The organism is Achromobacter sp. NCFB-sbj8-Ac1-l (assembly GCF_052695805.1).
In genome coordinates this window covers 62,570-80,817 of record NZ_CP199812.1, presented here as the reverse complement: position 1 = coordinate 80,817, position 18,248 = coordinate 62,570, and the positions used below count along the sequence as shown (strand labels likewise).

General features: G+C 66.4%; 14 protein-coding genes. 11 read left to right on the top strand and 3 right to left on the bottom strand.

The features are described 5' to 3' along the window. Positions 1 to 66: 66 nt before the first annotated feature. The 3 genes from ACUDP5_RS00370 (at position 67) to gluQRS (ending at position 3,852) form a co-directional block, all read left to right on the top strand. The gene (locus ACUDP5_RS00370; RefSeq protein ID WP_445657907.1) at positions 67 to 2,106 is read left to right on the top strand and encodes a TRAP transporter permease; all 2,040 of its coding nucleotides are present in this window, start codon (positions 67 to 69) and stop codon (positions 2,104 to 2,106) included. A 249-nt stretch (positions 2,107 to 2,355) separates the two neighbouring features. Continuing rightward, positions 2,356 to 2,814: a DUF494 domain-containing protein gene (locus ACUDP5_RS00365; protein ID WP_263912723.1), complete on the top strand. Its 459-nt coding sequence runs from the start codon at positions 2,356 to 2,358 to the stop codon at positions 2,812 to 2,814. Between the two features lie 162 nt (positions 2,815 to 2,976). Continuing rightward, positions 2,977 to 3,852 carry a tRNA glutamyl-Q(34) synthetase GluQRS gene (gene gluQRS, locus ACUDP5_RS00360; RefSeq protein ID WP_445657906.1) on the top strand — a complete coding sequence of 292 codons (876 nt, stop codon included), beginning with the start codon at positions 2,977 to 2,979 and terminating at the stop codon, positions 3,850 to 3,852. A gap of 45 nt (positions 3,853 to 3,897) precedes the next feature. Here the strand turns inward: gluQRS and ACUDP5_RS00355 are convergent, their stop codons facing one another. Continuing rightward, the gene (locus ACUDP5_RS00355; RefSeq protein WP_445657905.1) at positions 3,898 to 6,525 is read right to left on the bottom strand and encodes a GDYXXLXY domain-containing protein; all 2,628 of its coding nucleotides are present in this window, start codon (positions 6,523 to 6,525) and stop codon (positions 3,898 to 3,900) included. Positions 6,526 to 6,587: 62 nt separating this feature from the next. Here ACUDP5_RS00355 and ACUDP5_RS00350 point away from each other — a divergent pair, with 62 nt between their 5' ends. The 6 genes from ACUDP5_RS00350 to ACUDP5_RS00325 all read left to right on the top strand — a co-directional run bounded on the left by ACUDP5_RS00350 (position 6,588) and on the right by ACUDP5_RS00325 (position 14,128). Next, positions 6,588 to 9,242 (top strand): DNA topoisomerase III, encoded by a 2,655-nt coding sequence (locus ACUDP5_RS00350; protein WP_445657904.1) that lies wholly within the window; start codon positions 6,588 to 6,590, stop codon positions 9,240 to 9,242. Positions 9,243 to 9,379: 137 nt separating this feature from the next. After that, the gene (locus ACUDP5_RS00345; protein ID WP_263912719.1) at positions 9,380 to 10,438 is read left to right on the top strand and encodes an ABC transporter substrate-binding protein; all 1,059 of its coding nucleotides are present in this window, start codon (positions 9,380 to 9,382) and stop codon (positions 10,436 to 10,438) included. Next, on the top strand, positions 10,438 to 11,208 hold the full coding sequence (locus ACUDP5_RS00340) for an ABC transporter ATP-binding protein (protein WP_263912718.1): 771 nt from the start codon (positions 10,438 to 10,440) through the stop codon (positions 11,206 to 11,208). Before ACUDP5_RS00345 ends, ACUDP5_RS00340 begins: the two co-directional genes overlap by 1 nt. Before the next feature lie 7 nt (positions 11,209 to 11,215). After that, positions 11,216 to 12,070 (top strand): ABC transporter permease, encoded by an 855-nt coding sequence (locus tag ACUDP5_RS00335; RefSeq protein ID WP_025141107.1) that lies wholly within the window; start codon positions 11,216 to 11,218, stop codon positions 12,068 to 12,070. A gap of 14 nt (positions 12,071 to 12,084) precedes the next feature. Further along, positions 12,085 to 12,867 (top strand): SDR family oxidoreductase, encoded by a 783-nt coding sequence (locus tag ACUDP5_RS00330; RefSeq protein WP_445657903.1) that lies wholly within the window; start codon positions 12,085 to 12,087, stop codon positions 12,865 to 12,867. Positions 12,868 to 13,135: 268 nt separating this feature from the next. After that, positions 13,136 to 14,128, top strand: coding sequence for an IS110 family transposase (locus tag ACUDP5_RS00325; protein WP_263915840.1), 993 nt, complete (start codon positions 13,136 to 13,138; stop codon positions 14,126 to 14,128). 57 nt (positions 14,129 to 14,185) lie between these two features. Here ACUDP5_RS00325 and ilvB read toward each other — a convergent pair whose 3' ends face one another. Next, complete coding sequence (ilvB, locus tag ACUDP5_RS00320; RefSeq protein WP_445657902.1) at positions 14,186 to 16,006, bottom strand: biosynthetic-type acetolactate synthase large subunit; 1,821 nt, start codon at positions 16,004 to 16,006, stop codon at positions 14,186 to 14,188. A 93-nt stretch (positions 16,007 to 16,099) separates the two neighbouring features. Between ilvB and ACUDP5_RS00315 the strand changes: the two genes are divergently transcribed. After that, a complete protein-coding gene (locus ACUDP5_RS00315) occupies positions 16,100 to 16,570 on the top strand; it encodes an Lrp/AsnC family transcriptional regulator (RefSeq protein ID WP_025141110.1) in 471 nt (156 codons plus the stop codon). 60 nt (positions 16,571 to 16,630) lie between these two features. On the opposite strand, the gene ACUDP5_RS00310 is transcribed toward ACUDP5_RS00315, so the two are convergent. Next, positions 16,631 to 17,551 carry a bestrophin family protein gene (locus ACUDP5_RS00310; RefSeq protein ID WP_263912715.1) on the bottom strand — a complete coding sequence of 307 codons (921 nt, stop codon included), beginning with the start codon at positions 17,549 to 17,551 and terminating at the stop codon, positions 16,631 to 16,633. 104 nt (positions 17,552 to 17,655) lie between these two features. Here ACUDP5_RS00310 and ACUDP5_RS00305 point away from each other — a divergent pair, with 104 nt between their 5' ends. Beyond that, positions 17,656 to 18,180, top strand: a complete 525-nt coding sequence (locus ACUDP5_RS00305) for an SET domain-containing protein-lysine N-methyltransferase (protein WP_263912714.1) — start codon at positions 17,656 to 17,658, stop codon at positions 18,178 to 18,180. Positions 18,181 to 18,248: the final 68 nt, after the last annotated feature.

The window sequence follows — 18,248 nt, the reverse complement described above, 5'->3', positions numbered from 1 at the left end:
CCGCCGCGCGGCGTCGGGGCAGGGCCATGCGGCCCTGCCCCGCAGCCCTTCCCGAGAACCATGGTTATGGAAATCGACCACCAGAAAACCCAGCAGTTGGCGGAAAAGTACGATTCGGAAATCCGCTTTCGGCCGCTGGACAAGACCGCCACGTGGATCGTGTCGGGCCTGCTCGTCACGCTGTCCCTGTTCCACTACTACACCGCCGGCTTCGGCCTGCTGCGCGAAGCCACGCACCGCGGCGTGCACCTGGCCTTCGTGCTGAGCCTGATTTTCCTGGTGTTCGGGTTTTCCAAGGCGCACTACCAGCGCGAGCCCCGTTCCACCTGGTACGCGCCGGGCGGCATTCCGCTGTATGACTGGGTTATTGCGGTGGCGCTGGCGCTGTCGGTGCTGTACATCCCGTACATCTTTGAAGACCTGGCCTTTCGGGTGGGCAATCCGCTGCCCATCGATGTGTTGATGGGGTCGATCCTGTTGATCGGCCTGCTGGAAGCCACGCGCCGCGCGATGGGCTGGCCGCTGCCCATCATCGCGCTGGTGTTCATGGCCTATGCGATGTTCGGGCCGTATTTTCCGGGGCTGTTGCAGCACGCGGGCAACACCTGGCCCCAGATCGTCAACCATATGTACCTGACCAGCCAGGGCGTGTACGGCGTGGCGGTGGGCGTGGTGGCGACCTACGTCTTTCACTTCGTGCTGTTCGGCGTGCTGGCCACGCGCATCGGGCTGGGCCAGCTGTTCCTGGACGTGGCCTCGACCATTGCGGGGCGTTATGCCGGCGGCCCGGCCAAGGTGTCGGTGTTTGGCTCGGCCATGTTCGGCATGCTGTCGGGCTCGTCGGTGGCCAACGCGGTGACCGTGGGCTCGCTGACGATTCCGGCGATGATCCGCATCGGCTATCCGCGGCATTTCGCGGCGGGGGTCGAGGCGGCCAGCAGCACGGGCGGGCAGATCACGCCGCCCATCATGGGCGCGGCCGCTTTCCTGATGATCGAATTCCTGGGCATTCCGTATCAGCAGATCGCGATTGCGGGCATCTTCCCGGCGTTTCTGTACTTCTTCGGCATGTTCATGCAGGTGCACTTCGAGGCCAAGCGCGAAGGCCTGCGCGGGCTGACCGAAGCGGAAATGCCCAAGCTCAAGCAATCGTTCAAGATGCGCTGGCCCACGCTGATTCCGCTGTTCCTGCTGATCGGGGTGCTGGCCAGCGGCCGCACGCCGTACCTGGCGGCGTTTGCCGGCATCACGGGCTGCATCGTGGTGGGGCTGCTCAATCCGTTCCAGCGGCTGCGCCTGCGCGACCTGTACGAGGCCTTCGAGACCGGCGCGAAATACGCGCTGGCGGTAGGCGCCGCGGCGGGGACGGTGGGCATCGTGATCGGCGTGGTGACGCTGACCGGCGTGGGCTTCAAGATCTCGTACATCGTGATCGCGGCCTCGCAGGCGCTGGCCGGCGGTGCGGCGATGTTCATTCCCGATGCGCTGGCCGACATGCAGTCGCTGACGCTGATCGCCGCGCTGATCATGACGGGCGTGGTGTGCATCCTGATGGGTTGCGGCGTGCCCACCACGGCCAATTACCTGATCATGGTGGCGGTGGCCGCACCCACGCTGGTGCAGCTGGGCGTGCAGCCGATTGCGGCGCACTTCTTCGTGTTCTATTTCGGCATCCTGGCCGACATCACGCCCCCCGTGGCGCTGGCGGCCTACGCGGCGGCGGGCATGGCGGGCAGCGATCCGTTCAAGACCGGCAACACCGCGTTCAGGCTGGGCATCACCAAACTGATCGTGCCGTTCGTGTTCGTGTTTTCGCCATCGCTGCTGATTTCAGTGCAGGGCTTCACCTGGTACGACTTCTTCGTGACGCTGTTCGGCTGCATGATCGGCCTGGTGCTGCTGTCGGCGGCGTTTTCGCGCTACATGCTGGTGGGCATGAAAAGCTGGGAACGCTGGCTGTGCACGGTGGGCGCGCTCTTGACCATCATTCCGGGCCTGACGAGCGGCCTGGTCGGCCTGGCCATCTGCATTCCGGTGTTCATCCGCCAGTTGGCGCAGCTCAAGCTGCAGGGCGCTCCCAAGACGGCCGAAGGGGTGGGGCCGTAAGGGGTGACGCAAGCGACGCGGACGTTAAAAAGGGGCAGACCCTTAAAGGCTGCCCCTGGCGTAGGGGAATCGCTTATTTTGTCAGCATCGGGGCGCAGAATGTGTGACTGTAGCGGGCCGGCGACGGCCCGCGCCATTCCGCCTTTTCGCCGGTTGCCCGGGCAAATAAATCAGCGTAAAGTAAAATTCATGTTTGCTGGTCTGCCGATATGCGGGCCGACTGTGCAAACAGGCACAAAACTGCGCCATATGTTCGATATCCTGGTTTATCTGTACGAGAATTACTACACGCCGCAAGCCTGTCCCGCCGCTGACGTGCTGGCCAAACGGCTGGCCGCTGCCGGGTTCGAGCACGAAGACATCGACGACGCGCTTGGGTGGCTTTACGGCTTGGCCGAAACCACCGAACGTTGCGTCGATCTCGCCACGGCGCCCACCACCGGCACCCGGATCTACACCGATAACGAATACCAGCAGCTGGGTTCCGAGTCCATCGGCTTCATCGCCTTCCTGGAATCGGCCGGCGTGCTGCCCGCGCCGCTGCGCGAGATCGTCATCGACCGGGGCCTGGCTTCGCCGGAATCGCCGGTGCCGCTGTCCAAGATCAAGATCATCGCCCTCATGGTTCTCTGGAGCCAGGAAGCCGAGATCGACAATCTGGTCCTGGAAGAGCTGCTCGACGAAGACGGCGTGCGCTTGCTGCACTGAACGGCAGGCGCCGCCCCGCGGCGGGTTCTGTTTTCCGACGGCGCCGCGTGCCTTTGCGCGCGGCGCCTTCACGTCTGCTGCCGGGGCTGGCGTGACCCGTAACGTCCGCCGTCCCGCGCGCCATCATGTCGTCTCAACCCCGTTGACCCCCACCGCCGCACCGTGACCTACATCGGCCGCTTCGCCCCCAGCCCCAGCGGCCCGCTGCACGCGGGATCGCTGGTGGCCGCCCTGGCCAGTTGGCTGGACGCCCGCGCCCACGAGGGCCGCTGGCTCTTGCGCATCGAAGACGTGGACACGCCGCGCACGGTGCCAGGCGCGGACGAATGCATCATGCAGCAACTGCGGGCGCTGAGCCTGCATTGGGACGGCGACGTCATCTGGCAATCGCAGCGCGGCGACGCCTACCAGGCGGCCTTCGAGGCGCTGGCGGCCCGCGGCCTGGTCTACGGCTGCGGCTGCACCCGCCGCGAAATCGCCGATTCCGCCCTGCGCGGCCAGGCCGCCCCCGGTGCGGACGGCGAACGCCCGTATCCCGGCACCTGCCGCCACGGCTTGCCGCCCGGCCGCCAGGCCCGCGCCTGGCGCCTGGTGATGCCGGACGGGCAGGAACGCTTTGAAGACCGCTGGCTGGGCCCGCAAGCGCAGGATGTGGCCCAGGCGGTGGGCGACATTGCCCTGAAACGCGCGGACGGCCTGTGGGCCTATCAGCTGGCGGTGGTGGTGGACGATGGCTTTCAGGGCGTGACCGACGTGGTGCGCGGCGCGGATCTGCTCAGTTCCACGGCACGCCAGCGCGTGCTGGGCCGGCTGCTGGGGCTGCCCCCGGTGCGCTACCTGCACGTGCCGCTTATCCTGGACCCCGCCAGCGGCCTGAAACTGTCCAAGCAGAACGGCGCCCCGCCCATCGACATCGACGCGCCCCTGGCGGCGCTGCAGGCCGCCTGGCGTGCCTTGGGGTTTGCGCCCCTGGCGGCTGACAATGTGGCGGCCTTTTTGCGCGCGGCCACGGCCGGCTGGGCGGCGCGCTTTCCCTGACCCGCACCGCAACCGCCCGACGCATGTCGGGCGGCTGGGTCGCGGTCACAGCGGCTGCAGGTCTTCTCCCAGCATTCGCACCAGCAGCGCTTCACCGTTTTCCGCCACGCGCAGTTCGCCGAACCTGGCGACCTGGTAGCGTTCGGCCTGGCCTTCGGGGAAGAAGTAGGCGTTGGTGACGATGCGTACGCCGTTGTCGCGCAAGCGGTAACGCAGCGGCACTTCGTTGTTGGCGTGCGGGCTCGCGTCGGGCTGGATGCGCACGGCCTGCGACACGCCGCGCGCATCGGCGGTCAACATCACGTAGCCGTCGGGCTCGACGCCCATGACCGAATCGTCGTCCTTGCGCTCGCCGCCCAGACGCAGCCGGGTGACCTCGCGGCCGGCGGCGAAATTGAGCGCCATGTAGTCACCCTGCATCAGGGAGCGGGGGTCGACCGGGGCCAGCTCCAGGATCACGACCTTGCCGGTGGCCAGCAGCTTTTCACGCTGCCAGATGCCGCCGTTGGCCACCACCAGCACCAGGGCCAGGCCCCCCAGGATGGCCAGCGTGCGCCAGCGCAGGGCGCCGGACACGGGCGGCAGGGGCGCGCGGTGAGACGGCGCCTGGGTACGCATCAGGCGCGGCACCAGCCACACCAGGCCGCGCAGCACGAACAGCAGCACCGCCGCGCCGCCCAGCCACAGGGCCTTTTGCAAGAGCGGCACGTCCAGCTGGTAATAGTAGATACCCAGATAGGCCAGCAGGCTCAGCACCCCGAACAGCGCCACCCGCGGCTGGTTCAGGCCAAAACCCAGCAACAGCCAGGCCAGCGCGAAACCCACGCCCGGGCTGGGCAGCCAGAACAGCGCCAGCAGCAGCAGGGCGATGGGCACGCCAACGGTCACGCCGGCCGTGAGCACGCGGCGGCGCGGCCACAGCACCGCCAGGGCCGCGGCCGCGGGCAGCAGCGCGCCCGCGCACACCAGCACCGCGGTCGGCGCATTGACCTGCCACATGGCCGGCAGTTGCAGCACCGACAGGCCACTGGCCAGCCAGACCATCCCTTGCACCGACAGCAGGAAGGCCCAGGCCAGCGGTTGCAGCGCGTGGCTGCGCTTTCCGCCCAGGCGATGGCTGACGGTCAGGAGCACCGCCGTGGCCCAGGCGCCGGTCACCGCGATGGGCAGCCAGACGAAGGCGGCATGCGCCATGTCGAAGTCCAGCAGGGCGTCCAGCATGTCGCGGCGTATCAGTTCAGGCGCCAGACCGCGCCAGATCAGGCCGGCGCCGGCCATGGCGATGAGCAGGCCGCTGAGAAAGCGCAGGATCACGTCCGGGCCCAGCACGTAGACAGCGGTGGCCAGCAGCATCACGAACAGGCACGCATTGACGAACGAGGCCGAGCTGGACATGCCGTAGATGATGAGGATCTGCCCGGCAAAGGCCATGGCCGTGCCGCACTGGCGCCAGAACGGCCCGGCGTCGCTGCGCAGCACCGCCACGCCGGCCGCGCACAGCACCAGCCCGGCGATCAGTGCGCCTTCCTCTGAGTTGATGATGCCGGAGAACGCCACGAACACCAGCAACAGCAGCGTCGCCAGCCAGGCGCTCAGGCCCAGCAGACACTGCACATACCAGGCCGGTTCGGTATGCGGCACGGCGGGCGGGGTCACCTGGGCGACGGGTTCGCCCGCCTCGGCGGGGTCGACCGCGTTACCGGCCGAGGCGGCGGCAGGCTCGGCGTCCGCGGGCGCCACGGCAGCTTGTGGCGACTGGGCGGCCAGGCCGCGCAGCCAGCGGGCCGCCAAGACGGCTTCGGCGATCAGCAGCGCCGCCAGGGGCAGGGCCGCCCAGACGCCGGGTTCCAGGCGCATCAGCCATTCGCCCACGATCGGCAGTGTCACGCAGATGACGCCGGCGGCCAGCATGGCCAGGATGACCAGGTCGCGCCGACCGCGCTGATAGTAGAAGCCCAGGCCCAGCGTGACGGCCAGCCAGGCGATGCCGTTGGTGGTGTTGGAACCGCCGAAGATGAAATCGCCGACCATCCGCGCCGAGACCAGCACGCCGATCACCACCGCGGCCAGGACCCGCGGCCCGACGAGCGTGCTGGCGCGCCAGCGGCGGGCGGCGATTTCCCAGCCCAGCAGCATGAGCAGGTTCAACCCCGCGATGAACAGGCTGATCGGGCCCGGCCCGCCCAGGATCAGCCACCCGTTGAAGGCGCGTTCGCCCAGCCACAGGACCAGCGCCACGTTCATGACCAGCGCCCACAGCAGCCAGACGGCCTGACTGGCCGCCGCCAGCGCCCAGGGCAGCAGCAGGACCGCCCACCAGGCGAACAGTTCCCAGGTATCGGCGCCAGTCTGGTAAGTTTGGCCTAATAACGCGAGCAGGGCGCCGAGCAGCATGCCGGCCAAGGCCAGCAGCGCGCCGGGAATGCTGCGGCGCACGCCCGGCTTGCCGCGCAGACGCAGTCCGGCCCAGGCCGCACCCAGCGCGCTGACGGCCAAAAGGCCCTGCACGCCAGCAAAGCGCTGCACTTTTGTCATGTCTTGCCAGTTGGCCGCGACCCAGCAAACCGCCGCGCTGCCAAGCAGCAAAACGCCTAGCCACAGCGTGCTTCGCGCCAGGAATTGACGCCAAGCGTGCAGTTCGGATCCCGCTTGTCTTTCAGTGCCGACTTGCATCTGGCGAATCTCCGATCTTATTATCCGCGCTACTAAGGCGGGACTACCGCCACTGGATACACATGAATAAAACGCTGATTATTGCCGAGAAGCCCTCGGTGGCCCTTGATATATCACGCGCCTTGGGAGGCTTTGCGCGCGAGGGCGACTATTTTGAAAGCGAACGTTACGTACTCGCGTCCAGCATAGGCCATTTGCTGAGCCTGGTCGCGCCCAACGATCCGGTCAAGGGAAAGTGGAGCTTCACGCACCTGCCCGTGATTCCGCCTGAATTCGAATTGGGTCCGACCGACAAGAAATCGGCCGAACGCCTGAAGCTGCTGGTTCGCCTGGCCAAGCGCAAGGACGTGGATGCGATCATCAACGCCTGTGACGCGGGACGCGAAGGCGAACTGATCTTCCGCTACATCATTCAGTACGCCGGCGTGAACAAGCCGATCCAGCGTCTGTGGCTGCAATCGATGACGCAAGCCGCCATCCGCGAGGCCTTTGCCAACCTGCGCGACGACAGCCAGCTCAAGCCGCTGGAAGCCGCCGCACGTTCGCGCGCCGAGGCCGACTGGCTGGTGGGCATCAACGGCACGCGCGCCATGACCGCCTTCAACAGCAAGGACGGGGGCTTTTTCAAGACGCCGGTGGGCCGGGTGCAGACCCCCACGCTGGCGATCGTGGCCGAACGCGAAGAGCGCATCCGCCGCTTCGTTCCGCGCGACTACTGGGAAGTGCGCGCCACCTTCGTGGCGGCCGCCGGCCTGTACGAAGGCCGCTGGATCGACCCGGATTTCAAGAAAGACGACCGCGACCCTGAAAAGCGCGAATCGCGCCTGTGGTCGCAAGCCGCCGCCCAGAGCGTGGTGGCCGCCTGCCGCGACCAGCCGGGCAGCGTCACCGAAGAATCCAAGCCGTCGACCCAGATGTCGCCGGCCCTGTACGACCTGACGTCGCTGCAGCGCGAGGCCAACGGCCGCTTCGGCTTTTCGGCCAAGACCACGCTGGCGCTGGCCCAGACCCTGTACGAACGCCACAAGGCGCTGACCTACCCGCGTACCGATTCGCGCTACCTGCCCGAGGACTACATCTCCACGGTGCAGGAAACCATGCGGGCGCTGGCCAAGGGCGGCTCGAACGCCGTGGGCGGCCTGTCGCGCCACGCCGAAACCGTGGTCAGCCAGCACTGGGTCAAGCCGAACCGCCGCATCTTCGACAACAAGAAGGTGTCGGATCACTTTGCCATCATCCCCACGCTGCAAATCCCGCACGACCTGAGCGAAGCCGAGGCCAAGCTGTACGACCTGGTGCTCAAGCGCTTTCTGGCCGTGTTCTTCCCCGCGGCCGAATACCGCGTCACGACCCGCCTGACCGAAGTGCAGGGCCACCGCTTCCGCACGGACGGCAAGGTGCTGGTCAACCCGGGTTGGCTGGCCGTCTACGGCAAGGAAGCCCAGGGCGAAGATGCCAACCTGGTGCCGGTGGGCGACGGCGAGACCGTGCGCACCGAAGACGTCGAAGCCGTGGGCCTGACCACCAAGCCGCCGGCGCGCTTTAACGAAGGCACGCTGCTGTCGGCCATGGAAGGGGCCGGCAAGCTGGTGGACGACGAGGAACTGCGCGAGGCCATGTCCGAGCGCGGCCTGGGTACGCCGGCCACCCGCGCCGCCATCATCGAAGGCCTGCTCAACGAGGTCTACCTGCGCCGCGAAGGCCGCGACCTGGTGCCCACCGCCAAGGCGCGCCAGCTGATGACGCTGCTGTCGGGCCTGGACGTGTCGGAACTGACCTCGCCCGAACTGACCGGCGAATGGGAACACAAGCTCAAGCAGATCGAGCAGGGCGCGCTGGACCGCCAGGCCTTCATGCGCGAGATCGCCCAGATGACCCAGGTGATCGTCAAGCGCGCCAAGGAATACGAGCGCGACACGGTGCCCGGCGACTACGCCACGCTGCAGACGCCGTGCCCCAAGTGCGGCAACGTGGTCAAGGAAAACTACCGCCGTTACGCCTGCACCAACTGCGACTTCTCGATCGGCAAGCACCCGGGCGGACGCACGTTTGAGATTCCGGAAGTCGAGGAATTGCTGGCCAAGCGCGAAATCGGTCCGCTGCAAGGCTTCATCAGCAAGATGGGCCGGCCGTTCGCCGCCATCCTGCGCATCAGCGATGAATTCAAGCTGGAATTCGACTTCGGCCAGAACGACGAAGACGACAACGAAGCGGTGGACTTCTCGGGCCACACGCCGGTGGGCAACTGCCCCAAGTGCCAGTCGCGGGTGTTCGAGCACGGCATGAGCTATGTCTGCGAGAAATCGGTCGGCCCTGAAAAAAGCTGCGACTTCCGGTCGGGCAAGGTCATCCTGCAGCAGGAAATCTCGCGCGAGCAGATGGAAAAGCTGCTGACCGACGGCCGCACCGACCTGCTCGACGGCTTCGTGTCCAGCCGCACCAACCGCAAGTTCAAGGCTTTCCTGGTGCGCCAGCCCGACGGCAAGATCGGCTTCGAGTTCGAACCGCGTCCGGAGAAACCCGGCCGTGGCCGTGCGCCGGCCAAGACGGCGACGAAGACGGCCACCAAGACAGCGACCAAGACCGCCGCGAAGAAGGCCCCGGCCAAGAAGGCGGCCGTGAAAAAGGCCGCAACCAAGACCGCGACCAAGACGGCCGCCAAGACCGCCGTCAAGAAAGCGGTGAAGAAGGCCGCCCCCAAGAAGACGGCGGCCTAGGCCCCGACGCACCGCACGCTTGCCGCGTGCGGCGCTTTGCAAACGCCCGGGCGACCGGGCGTTTTCCATTGTTGGACCGGAACCGCTGCGGTATTGTTTCGCCAAACAGCTGCAACCCAATCAACGCCGAGGATGACATGCGCAATCGCCCTGACTTCACCACCCGCCGCCGTGTGCTGGCCGCTGCCGGCGCGCTTGCCGGCGTCAGCCTGCTCGATGGCCGCGTGGCCTTTGCCCAGCCCAAGCTGGGCCGCGTCGTCTATGGCCAGGGCAGCATCGACCCGTTCTTTGCCGCGGGCTACGTGGCGCTCAAGAAGGGCTATTTCGGCGATGCCGGCCTGGAAGTCGAGTACCTGAACTCGCAGAGCGGCCCGCGCACCAACCAGTTGCTGGCCGCCGGCCAGATCGCGTTCGGCGCCACCGCCGCCACGGCCGCGCCCGCGCTGACGCTGGCCGGCAAGCCCGCCACGCTGGTGTTCGGTTTTGACCGCAAGCTCACCTATGCCAACGTCATCGTGCGCCGCGAAGACTTCGACAGCGGCAAGATCAAGTCGTTGAAAGACCTGGCCGGCAAGCGCGTGGGCGCGACCCAGCCGCAGTCCAGCACCTGGCTGATGGCGCTGTACCTGATGCAGAAGGCCGGCGTGGCCGACAAGGTCGACATCCGCCCCCTGGGCGACCTGGCCACCATGCTGGGCGCCCTGAAGACCGGGTCGGTGTCGGCCAGCATGGCCACCATGTCGATGATGGAGCAGGCCCGCCAGGAAGGCTGGGGCGTGCCCATCTTCGATGCCACCACCGAAAGCTCGTGGAATGAATTCATGGGCGGCGACGTACCCGGCATTGCCGCGCTGACGCTGCAGGACACCATCCAGAAGCGCCCGGAAACCGTGCAGGCCTTCGTCACCGCACTGGTCAAAGCGCAGGACTTCATCTCGGGCAACAGCGCCGCCGCGGTGGCCGACGCCATCTACGACGACTACCTGAGCGCGTTTCCGCGCGCCGCCATCGAGAAGACGCTGGGCGTGTACCAGGAGACGGTGTTTCTCAAGGACAACCTGATCACCCAGGACGCCTATGACCGCATGACGGCCATCATGGGCGACGGCCGCCAGTTCTCGAACGACGAAATCAAGACCGTGCCCTACGCCAAGTGCGTCGACATGCGCTTCGTGCGCAAGGCGCGGGGGCTTTGATGATTGCGCTGGACAGGGTCGGCAAGGCCTACCAGTCGCGCCAGGGCACGACCCACGCGGTGGGCGAGGTCAGCCTGGACATCGCGGCGGGCGAGTTCGTGTCCATCGTCGGCCCGTCCGGCTGCGGCAAGAGCACGCTGCTCAACATGATTGCCGGCTTTCTGCCGCCCACCACCGGCCAGATCCGGGTCGACGGCCGCGTGGTCGACGGCCAGGTGCCGCCGGCGCTGGGCTACATCTTTCAGAAAGACACGCTGCTGCCGTGGTTCAGCGTGAAAAAGAACGTGGCCCTGGGGCTGAAGTTCCAGGGCGTGCCGCCGGCCCGCATCGCCAGCCGCGTGGCCGAACTGCTTGAGCTGGGCCACCTGACGGCCTTTGCCGACGCCTTTCCGCACCAGCTGTCGGGCGGCATGCGGCGCCGCGTGGCGCTGTTGATGAGCCTGGCGGTGGAACCGCGCATCCTGCTGTTGGACGAGCCCTTTGGCGCCCTGGATACGCACACCAAGACCCACCTGCACCGCGAGCTGATGGAAATCTGGCGCAAGCTGGGCCAGACCGTGGTGCTGGTCACGCACGACCTGGACGAAGCCATTTTGCTGTCGGACCGGGTGGTGGTGCTGTCCGGCCCGCCCAGCCGCGTGCTGCTGGACGAGCGCATCCGCATTCCGCATCCGCGCGACGTCTTCACCGTGCGCGAAACGCCGCAGTTCGTCACTCACGTGCAAAGCCTCTGGAGCGTGCTGGGCCAGCAGTTCCGCGCCGCCGCCTAGGTCTTTTATGAACGCTACCCCTATCGCCGATTCCCTGCAGGACCAGCTGCGGCTGGACCGCCGCGCCAGCGCCGCGCGGCGCGTGCGCATCACGCTGTGGCAGGTGCTGATTCTTGCCGTCATCCTCGGGTCGTGGGAAACGCTGACGCGTATTCCCTGGTTCACGCAGAACACCCTGTTCGACCCGTTCTTCATCAGCCAGCCGTCGCGCGTGGCCGTGCGGCTCTGGGAATGGCTGCAACCCGGCCCGCGCTCGGTCTGGCCGCACCTGTGGCTGACGCTGCAGGCCACGCTGGTGGGGCTGGTGGTGGGCGTGGGCAGCGGCTTCATCGTCGGCATGACGCTCAGCCGCAGCCGCTTTCTGGCGGATGTCTTCAACCCCTTCATCGTGGCGTTCAACTCGATGCCGCGCATTGCCTTCGTACCGCTGATCACCATGTTCTTCGGCCTGGGCCTGGCGTCCAAGGTGGTGACGTCGTGGTTCGTGGTGTTCTTCCTGGTGTTCTTCAACACCTACAAGGGCGGACGCAGCGTCGAACGCGAGCTGGTCGACTTCTGTCGCACGCTGGGCGGATCGCCGCGCCAGATCCTGTGGCGCGTGCGCATTCCCACCGCGGCGGCCTGGACCTTCGCGGCGCTGCCCAACGCCATCAGCTTCGCGCTCATCGGCGTGGTGCTGGCCGAATTCGTCGGCTCGACCACCGGCATGGGCTATTTGATGATCACCGCGCTGGCGACCCTGAACGCCACCGACATGTTCGCGGCCGTCACGCTGCTGTCCATCGTCGGCATCGCGCTGGTGTATTGCGTAACCTGGCTGGAACGGCGGCTGCTGCACTGGGCGCCGGAGTTCCGCGAATGAACGGAGCCGCCCCCATGACGACTGCCTTGCCCTACCTGAAACAATTCGACCTGAGCGGCCAGGTCGCGCTGGTGACCGGTTCAGCCCGCGGACTGGGCCTGTGCATCGCCCGCGCGCTGGCCGGCAGCGGCGCACGCGTGCTGATCAACGGCCGCAATGCCCAGGCGGTGGACGCCACCGTGGCCGGGCTGCGCGCCGACGGCCTGGATGCCCACCCGCTGGTGTTCGACGTCAGCAACGACGCGGCCATGGCGCAGGCGTTCGAACGCATCGACCGCGAGCACGGCCGCCTGGATATCCTGGTGAACAACGTGGGCGCGCGCAACCGCAAGACGCTGGCCGACACCAGCGCCGCCGAGATCCGCGAATTGATCGACACCGACCTGGTGGCCGGCATCCTGCTGGCCAAGCTGGCCGCCGAACGCATGGTGCGCCAGGGCAGCGGTCGCCTGATCGCCATCACCTCGGTCGTAGGGGAACTGGCCCGGGCCGGCGACGCCGTCTATCCGGCGGCCAAGCAGGGCCTGACAGGCCTGGTGCGGGCGCTGGCGGCGGAATTCGGCGGCCGCGGCATCACCAGCAACGCCATCGCGCCGGGCACCTTCGCCACCGAAACCAATGCCGCCATGGTGGCCGACCCCGATTTCGGCCCCCGCGTCGCGGCGCGCAACCCCACCGGCCGCTGGGGCGAACCCGAAGAAATCGCCGGGGCGGCAGTCTTCCTGGCCTCAAAGGCCGCGTCGTACGTCAACGGCCATGTGTTGGTGGTGGACGGCGGGCTGTCGATACAGTTTTGAAAGGCGCGCCGAGCACCGCACGTCGCGAGCAATTTTTTCAGCGGCGCGCTAGAACAGTCGCCCGGCCGCCCGGCCGCCCGAAGGCCGGGCAGCCCCCTTGTATGCTTTGACGTGTTGGGTATGAAGTTCGTTTGACCGGCCCTGTACAGCCCGTTCCCCCTTTGAGCCTAGAGCTCGTCCCCGAGCATTGGGGCGTACAGTCCGCCGTGTTTGTCACTAAGCCCGAACAGTTACCCGAAGACAAGTTCGAATGTTGCAAGGATGGGACATGACAGACGCGATGGTTAGCCAAGACAGCACCGAAGTCGTAGATTTTGTAGGCGTGGATATGGCCCAGAAGGATTTCGTCTGGAGCTTGCATGGAGTGAGGGGTACCCATGAGGCGAGCAATGACGAAGCCGGGTTCAGTGCCTTTTGTGAGGCGATCAAGGGCAAGCGCATTGGCCTGATCGTGGTCGAAGCGACTGGGGGGCTGGAGCGAGCATTGGCGTGCTACCTGCTTCAGCATGGTCTACCGGTCGCGGTGGCCAACCCGCGGGCGGCACGCGAGTTTGCGCGTAGCCTGGGCCATTTGGCTAAGACCGATGCGATTGATGCCGTGGCCTTGGCGCACTATGCCCAGACCTTGGCTGGCAAGGCAGACCAGGTCGGTGTGCAGTTTGCTCCACCGGATGAGCAGGTCGAGGTGTTGCAGGCGCTCGTGACGCGTCGCGCACAATTGATGGTCATGCGCACTGCCGAGAAGAACCGCCTAACCGGGGCGGTCCGAGTTCTTAAAGACAGCATCCGAGCAGTCATTAAGACACTCGATGCCCAGATATCCAAGCTGGATAAGGATATCAATGGGCACCTGGACACCCACTTCAAAGATCAGACCAAGCGCTTTGAAGCGATAAAAGGGGTCGGAATTACGACCTGCGCCACCTTGTTGGCATTTATGCCTGAGCTGGGAACGATCAGTGGGGCCCGAGCGGCCAAGCTGGCCGGCCTAGCACCGTTGAACCACGATTCAGGCAAGTCACGGGGCAAACGCCACATATGGGGCGGACGCAGCATAGTGCGTTGCACGCTGCATATGGCCATGCTCAGCGCGGTGAGGTTCAACCCCGTTATTAAGGCGTTCTACGATCGTCTGCTGGCGGCCGGCAAACCCAAGAAGGTCGCTCTGGTCGCTTGCTCGCACAAGCTGCTACGAATCCTGAACGCCATGGCCCGCTCCCAGCAACCATGGAACAGCCAATTGCACCTTCAGGCTGCTTGACTGGAAACACAGTTGCTTGGGGGGCAGCAAGCGCGCAAAGCGCGTGCGGCGTGGGGGTCAACCCTCCTCTTGGTACCAGACGCCTTCGGCCAGCATCATCTTCTGGTGGCCGTGGCCGGCGGGCATCATGGGGAAGCAGTTTTCCTGGGCGGTGACCGCCACGTCCAGGAAGTAGGGGCCGTCATGCGCCAGGCACTCGGCCAGCGCGGCGTCCAGCTTGGCCGGGTCGTCCACCCGGGCCGCCCCCCAGCCGAACGCCCGCGCCAGCGCCACGAAATCGGGCAGCGACGCGTTGTAGCTGTGGCTGTAGCGGCCGCCGTGGATCAGCTCCTGCCACTGGCGCACCATGCCCATATAGCCGTTGTTGCACAGCACGACCTTGACGGGCGCCTGGTGCTGCATGGCCGTGGACAGTTCCTGGATGTTCATCAGCACCGAGGCGTCGCCGCTGACGCACACCACCGTCTTGTCGGGATGCGCGATCTGCGCGCCGATCGCGGCCGGCACGCCGTAGCCCATGGTGCCCGCGCCGCCGGACGTGAGCCAGCGGTTGGGCTTATCAAAGCGCAGGTACTGGGCCGCCCACATCTGGTGCTGGCCGACGTCGGTGGACACGATCGCATCGCGGTCCGCCAGCGCAGAATTCAAGCGCGACATCAGGTGCTGTGGCAGGATCGCGTCGGCGGCCGGCGTATAACCCAGGCAGTCCTGGGCGCGCCAGGTCTGCACCCGCGCCCACCAGGGCGCCAGCCGGGCCGGATCCAGCGGCGTGTCGCCCAGTTCGGCGTGCAGCGCGCGCACCAGCGGCAGGCAATCGCCCACCAGCGCCACGTCCACCCGCACCACCTTGTTGATGGATGCCGGATCGATGTCGATGTGGATCTTGCGCGCATGCGGGCAGAATTCGGACAGCTTGCCCGTGATGCGGTCGTCAAAGCGGGCGCCGATGCACACCACCAGATCGGAATTGTGCATGGCCAGGTTGGCTTCCACCGTGCCGTGCATGCCCAGCATGCCGACAAACTGCGGATCGGACGCCGGAAACGCCCCCAGGCCCATCAGCGTCAGCGTGCAGGGCGCACCGCTGGCGCGCACCAGCTCGGTGAACGCCGCGCAGGCCTCGGGGCCGGCATTCACCAGGCCGCCGCCGCCGTAGAAGATCGGCCGCTTGGCCTGGGCGATCAGCGCGGCTGCGCGGCGCACGGCCGATTGCGGCAGCTTGGCCGCCAGCTTGCCCGCCTGGCGCCGGGCGCGCAGCGCGGCCAGCTTCTGCTGCGACGGCGCATACGAGTCATCGTCGGCATCGCGCGGCACGGCCAACTGCACGTCTTTAGGAAAATCGAGCAGCACCGGACCGGGCCGGCCCTGGCGCGTCAGTTCGAAGGCGCGGGCGGTAACGGCCGCCACGTCGTCCACCGCGCGCACCTGCGTATTCCATTTGGTGACTGACCGCGAGATGCCGATGGCGTCGCATTCCTGGAAGGCGTCGGTGCCGATGGCCGCCGTGGTGACCTGGCCGCTGATGCACAGCACCGGGATCGAATCGCACATGGCATCCAGCAAGCCGGACGTGGTGTTGGCCATGCCGGGGCCGGATGTCACGAACACCACCCCGGTACGGCCGGTGCTGCGGGCGTAGCCCTCGGCGGCATGCACGGCTGCCTGCTCGTGGCGCACCAACACGTGGCGCAGGCGCGGCTCGGCGTACAGGGCGTCGTACAGCGGCAGCACGGCCCCGCCCGGATAACCGAAGACGGTATCCACCCCGTGCGCAATCAGCGTATCGAGCAGAATCTTGGCCCCGTTGGCAGGGGGCAGTTCAGGGGCGGCAAGCGCGGTGACGGCGGAGGGGTGCAGGCGATCGTTCATGCTATCCATCTTAGGGGCAAGTCCGAAGAATTTTTATCTTCTTTTCCACGAATTGCCGCCAAACGCAGTAAATTTGTCTTCAAATCGGAGGGAATGAAGAAAATGAACCTGGACAAGTTTGATTTGGCGATTCTGCGGGTGCTGCAAGAGAACGCCCGCGCCAGCCTGAACGACATCGGCGCCGCCGTCGGCCTGTCGTCCACCCCGTGCTGGAATCGGATCAAAAGAATGGAAGCCGCCGGCGTCATCCGCGGCTACACGGTCGACATCGACCCGGCCAGCCTGGGCTTCATGGACACCGTCATCGTCCACGTCACCCTGGAAAGCCACAGCGAAGAAACGCTCTATGAATTCGGCCGGGCGCTCGCCCAGATCCCCGAAGTGCTCGAAGCCTTCCTGGTCTCCGGCGACTACGACTACTACATCCGCATCGCCGTGCGCGACACCCGCGACTACGAACGGCTGCTACGCGAACAGCTCTACCGCATTCCCGGCATCCGCCACAGCAAATCCTGCTTCGTATTGCGACGCCTGAAGGAAACCATGCTGCCCTTGACCGGACCGGCCACCTGAACAGGCGCCGCCGAACCGGGCAGGCCGTCCGCCGAACACCCGCATGCCCGGAACAAATCCTTAGCGCAGCACGTAATCCACCGGCTTGACCGGCTCGGGCAGCGGCCGCACGCCCAGCCCTTCCAGCAGGTCCGTCTCGATCACCCGGGCCAGCGCCGACAGCGGCAGGTCGTTTTCCTCCAGCCCGAACGGGTCTTCCAGCTCGTCGCCCAGCGCGTCCAGCCCGAAGAACGTATACGCAATGATCGTCACCGCCACCGGCATCAGGTATTCCAGCGTGCCCACCAGCCCGAACGGCAGCAGCAGACAGAACAGCCACGCCGTGCGATGCAGCAGCAACGAATACGCAAACGGCGAGGGCGTGAACTTGATCCGCTCGCAAGCCGCCTGGATCGCCGCGCACTGTGCCACCCGCTGCGTCAGCCCCTGGTAAAGAATGTCGCTCAGTTCCCCGCGCCGCAGACAGGCCGCCAGGTCGCGGTTGATCGCCATCAGCAGCGCGTCCGGCACATTGCGGCAGCCGGCCAGCGTCTCCAGCTCGTCCTGCTGCACCCAGGGCTGCGCCGCCGCCACCATGTCTTCATCGCGCAACCGCGCCGCCAACGCATAGCCAAACCCGATACAGCGCCGCACCAGCCTTTCCTGCAACGGATTGGCCGTGCTCGCCGCCAGCAGCACCGCGCTTTCGCGCGCCAGGCTGCGCGCCTGCACGATCAGGTCGCCCCACTGCTTGCGCGCTTCCCACCAGCGGTCATAGCAGACGTTGTTGCGAAACCCCATGAACACCGACAACGCCAGCCCGAACAGCGAAAACGGCACCGCCGACAGATGCGTCGGCGAAAACCATTGCCGGTGATACATCCACACCACCACGCACGACAGCAGCGTGATGACGAGAATCCGGCTGAAGATGCGGGGAATGATGGAGCCGCGCAAAACAAAGAACAGAGCCAGCGCGGAAGGACGCGGACGGACAATCATGGTGCGTATCGGTAAGAAACAAGGCGGCGCTCACTATACGCCTGTCATCCCGTCATAAGCACGCCGATATAATTCTGTTTCGTCTCACCGCCCACCCGCCGCCAATGACCACCGAAGACACCCCCATCAAGCCCTGGCACGTCGTGCGCCGCTCCAAGCTGCACGGCAACGGCGTCTTCGCCGCCCGCAAGATTCCCGCAGGCACCCGCATCATCGAATACGGCGGCGCCCGCATCAGCGCCAAAGAAGCCGACCGTCGCCACCCCACCAACCCCGACGATCCCTTCCACACCTTCTTCTTCGCCCTCAGCTCCGGCCGCGTCATCGACGGCGGCGACGAAGGCAACGACGCCCGCTGGATCAACCACTCCTGCGAGCCCAACTGCGAAGCCCAGGAAGGCAAGCACGGCAAACGCGTCTACATCGTCGCCCTGAACGACATCCCGCGCGGCACCGAACTGTCCTACGACTACGGCCTGGTCCTGGACGGCCGCATCACCAAGGCCCTCAAGCAAGGCTACCGCTGCCTGTGCGGCACCCCCCCGTGCCGCGGCACGATGCTGGCCCTGCCCAAGAAAAAGAAAAAGAAAGAAGCCGAGCAAGAAGCCGCACCGCAAGCCACGGAATAAATCCGGCCCCGGGAACACCACCACGCTGCCGCCCCCCCAAGGACGGCAGCCTATCCCGCAAGATCCTC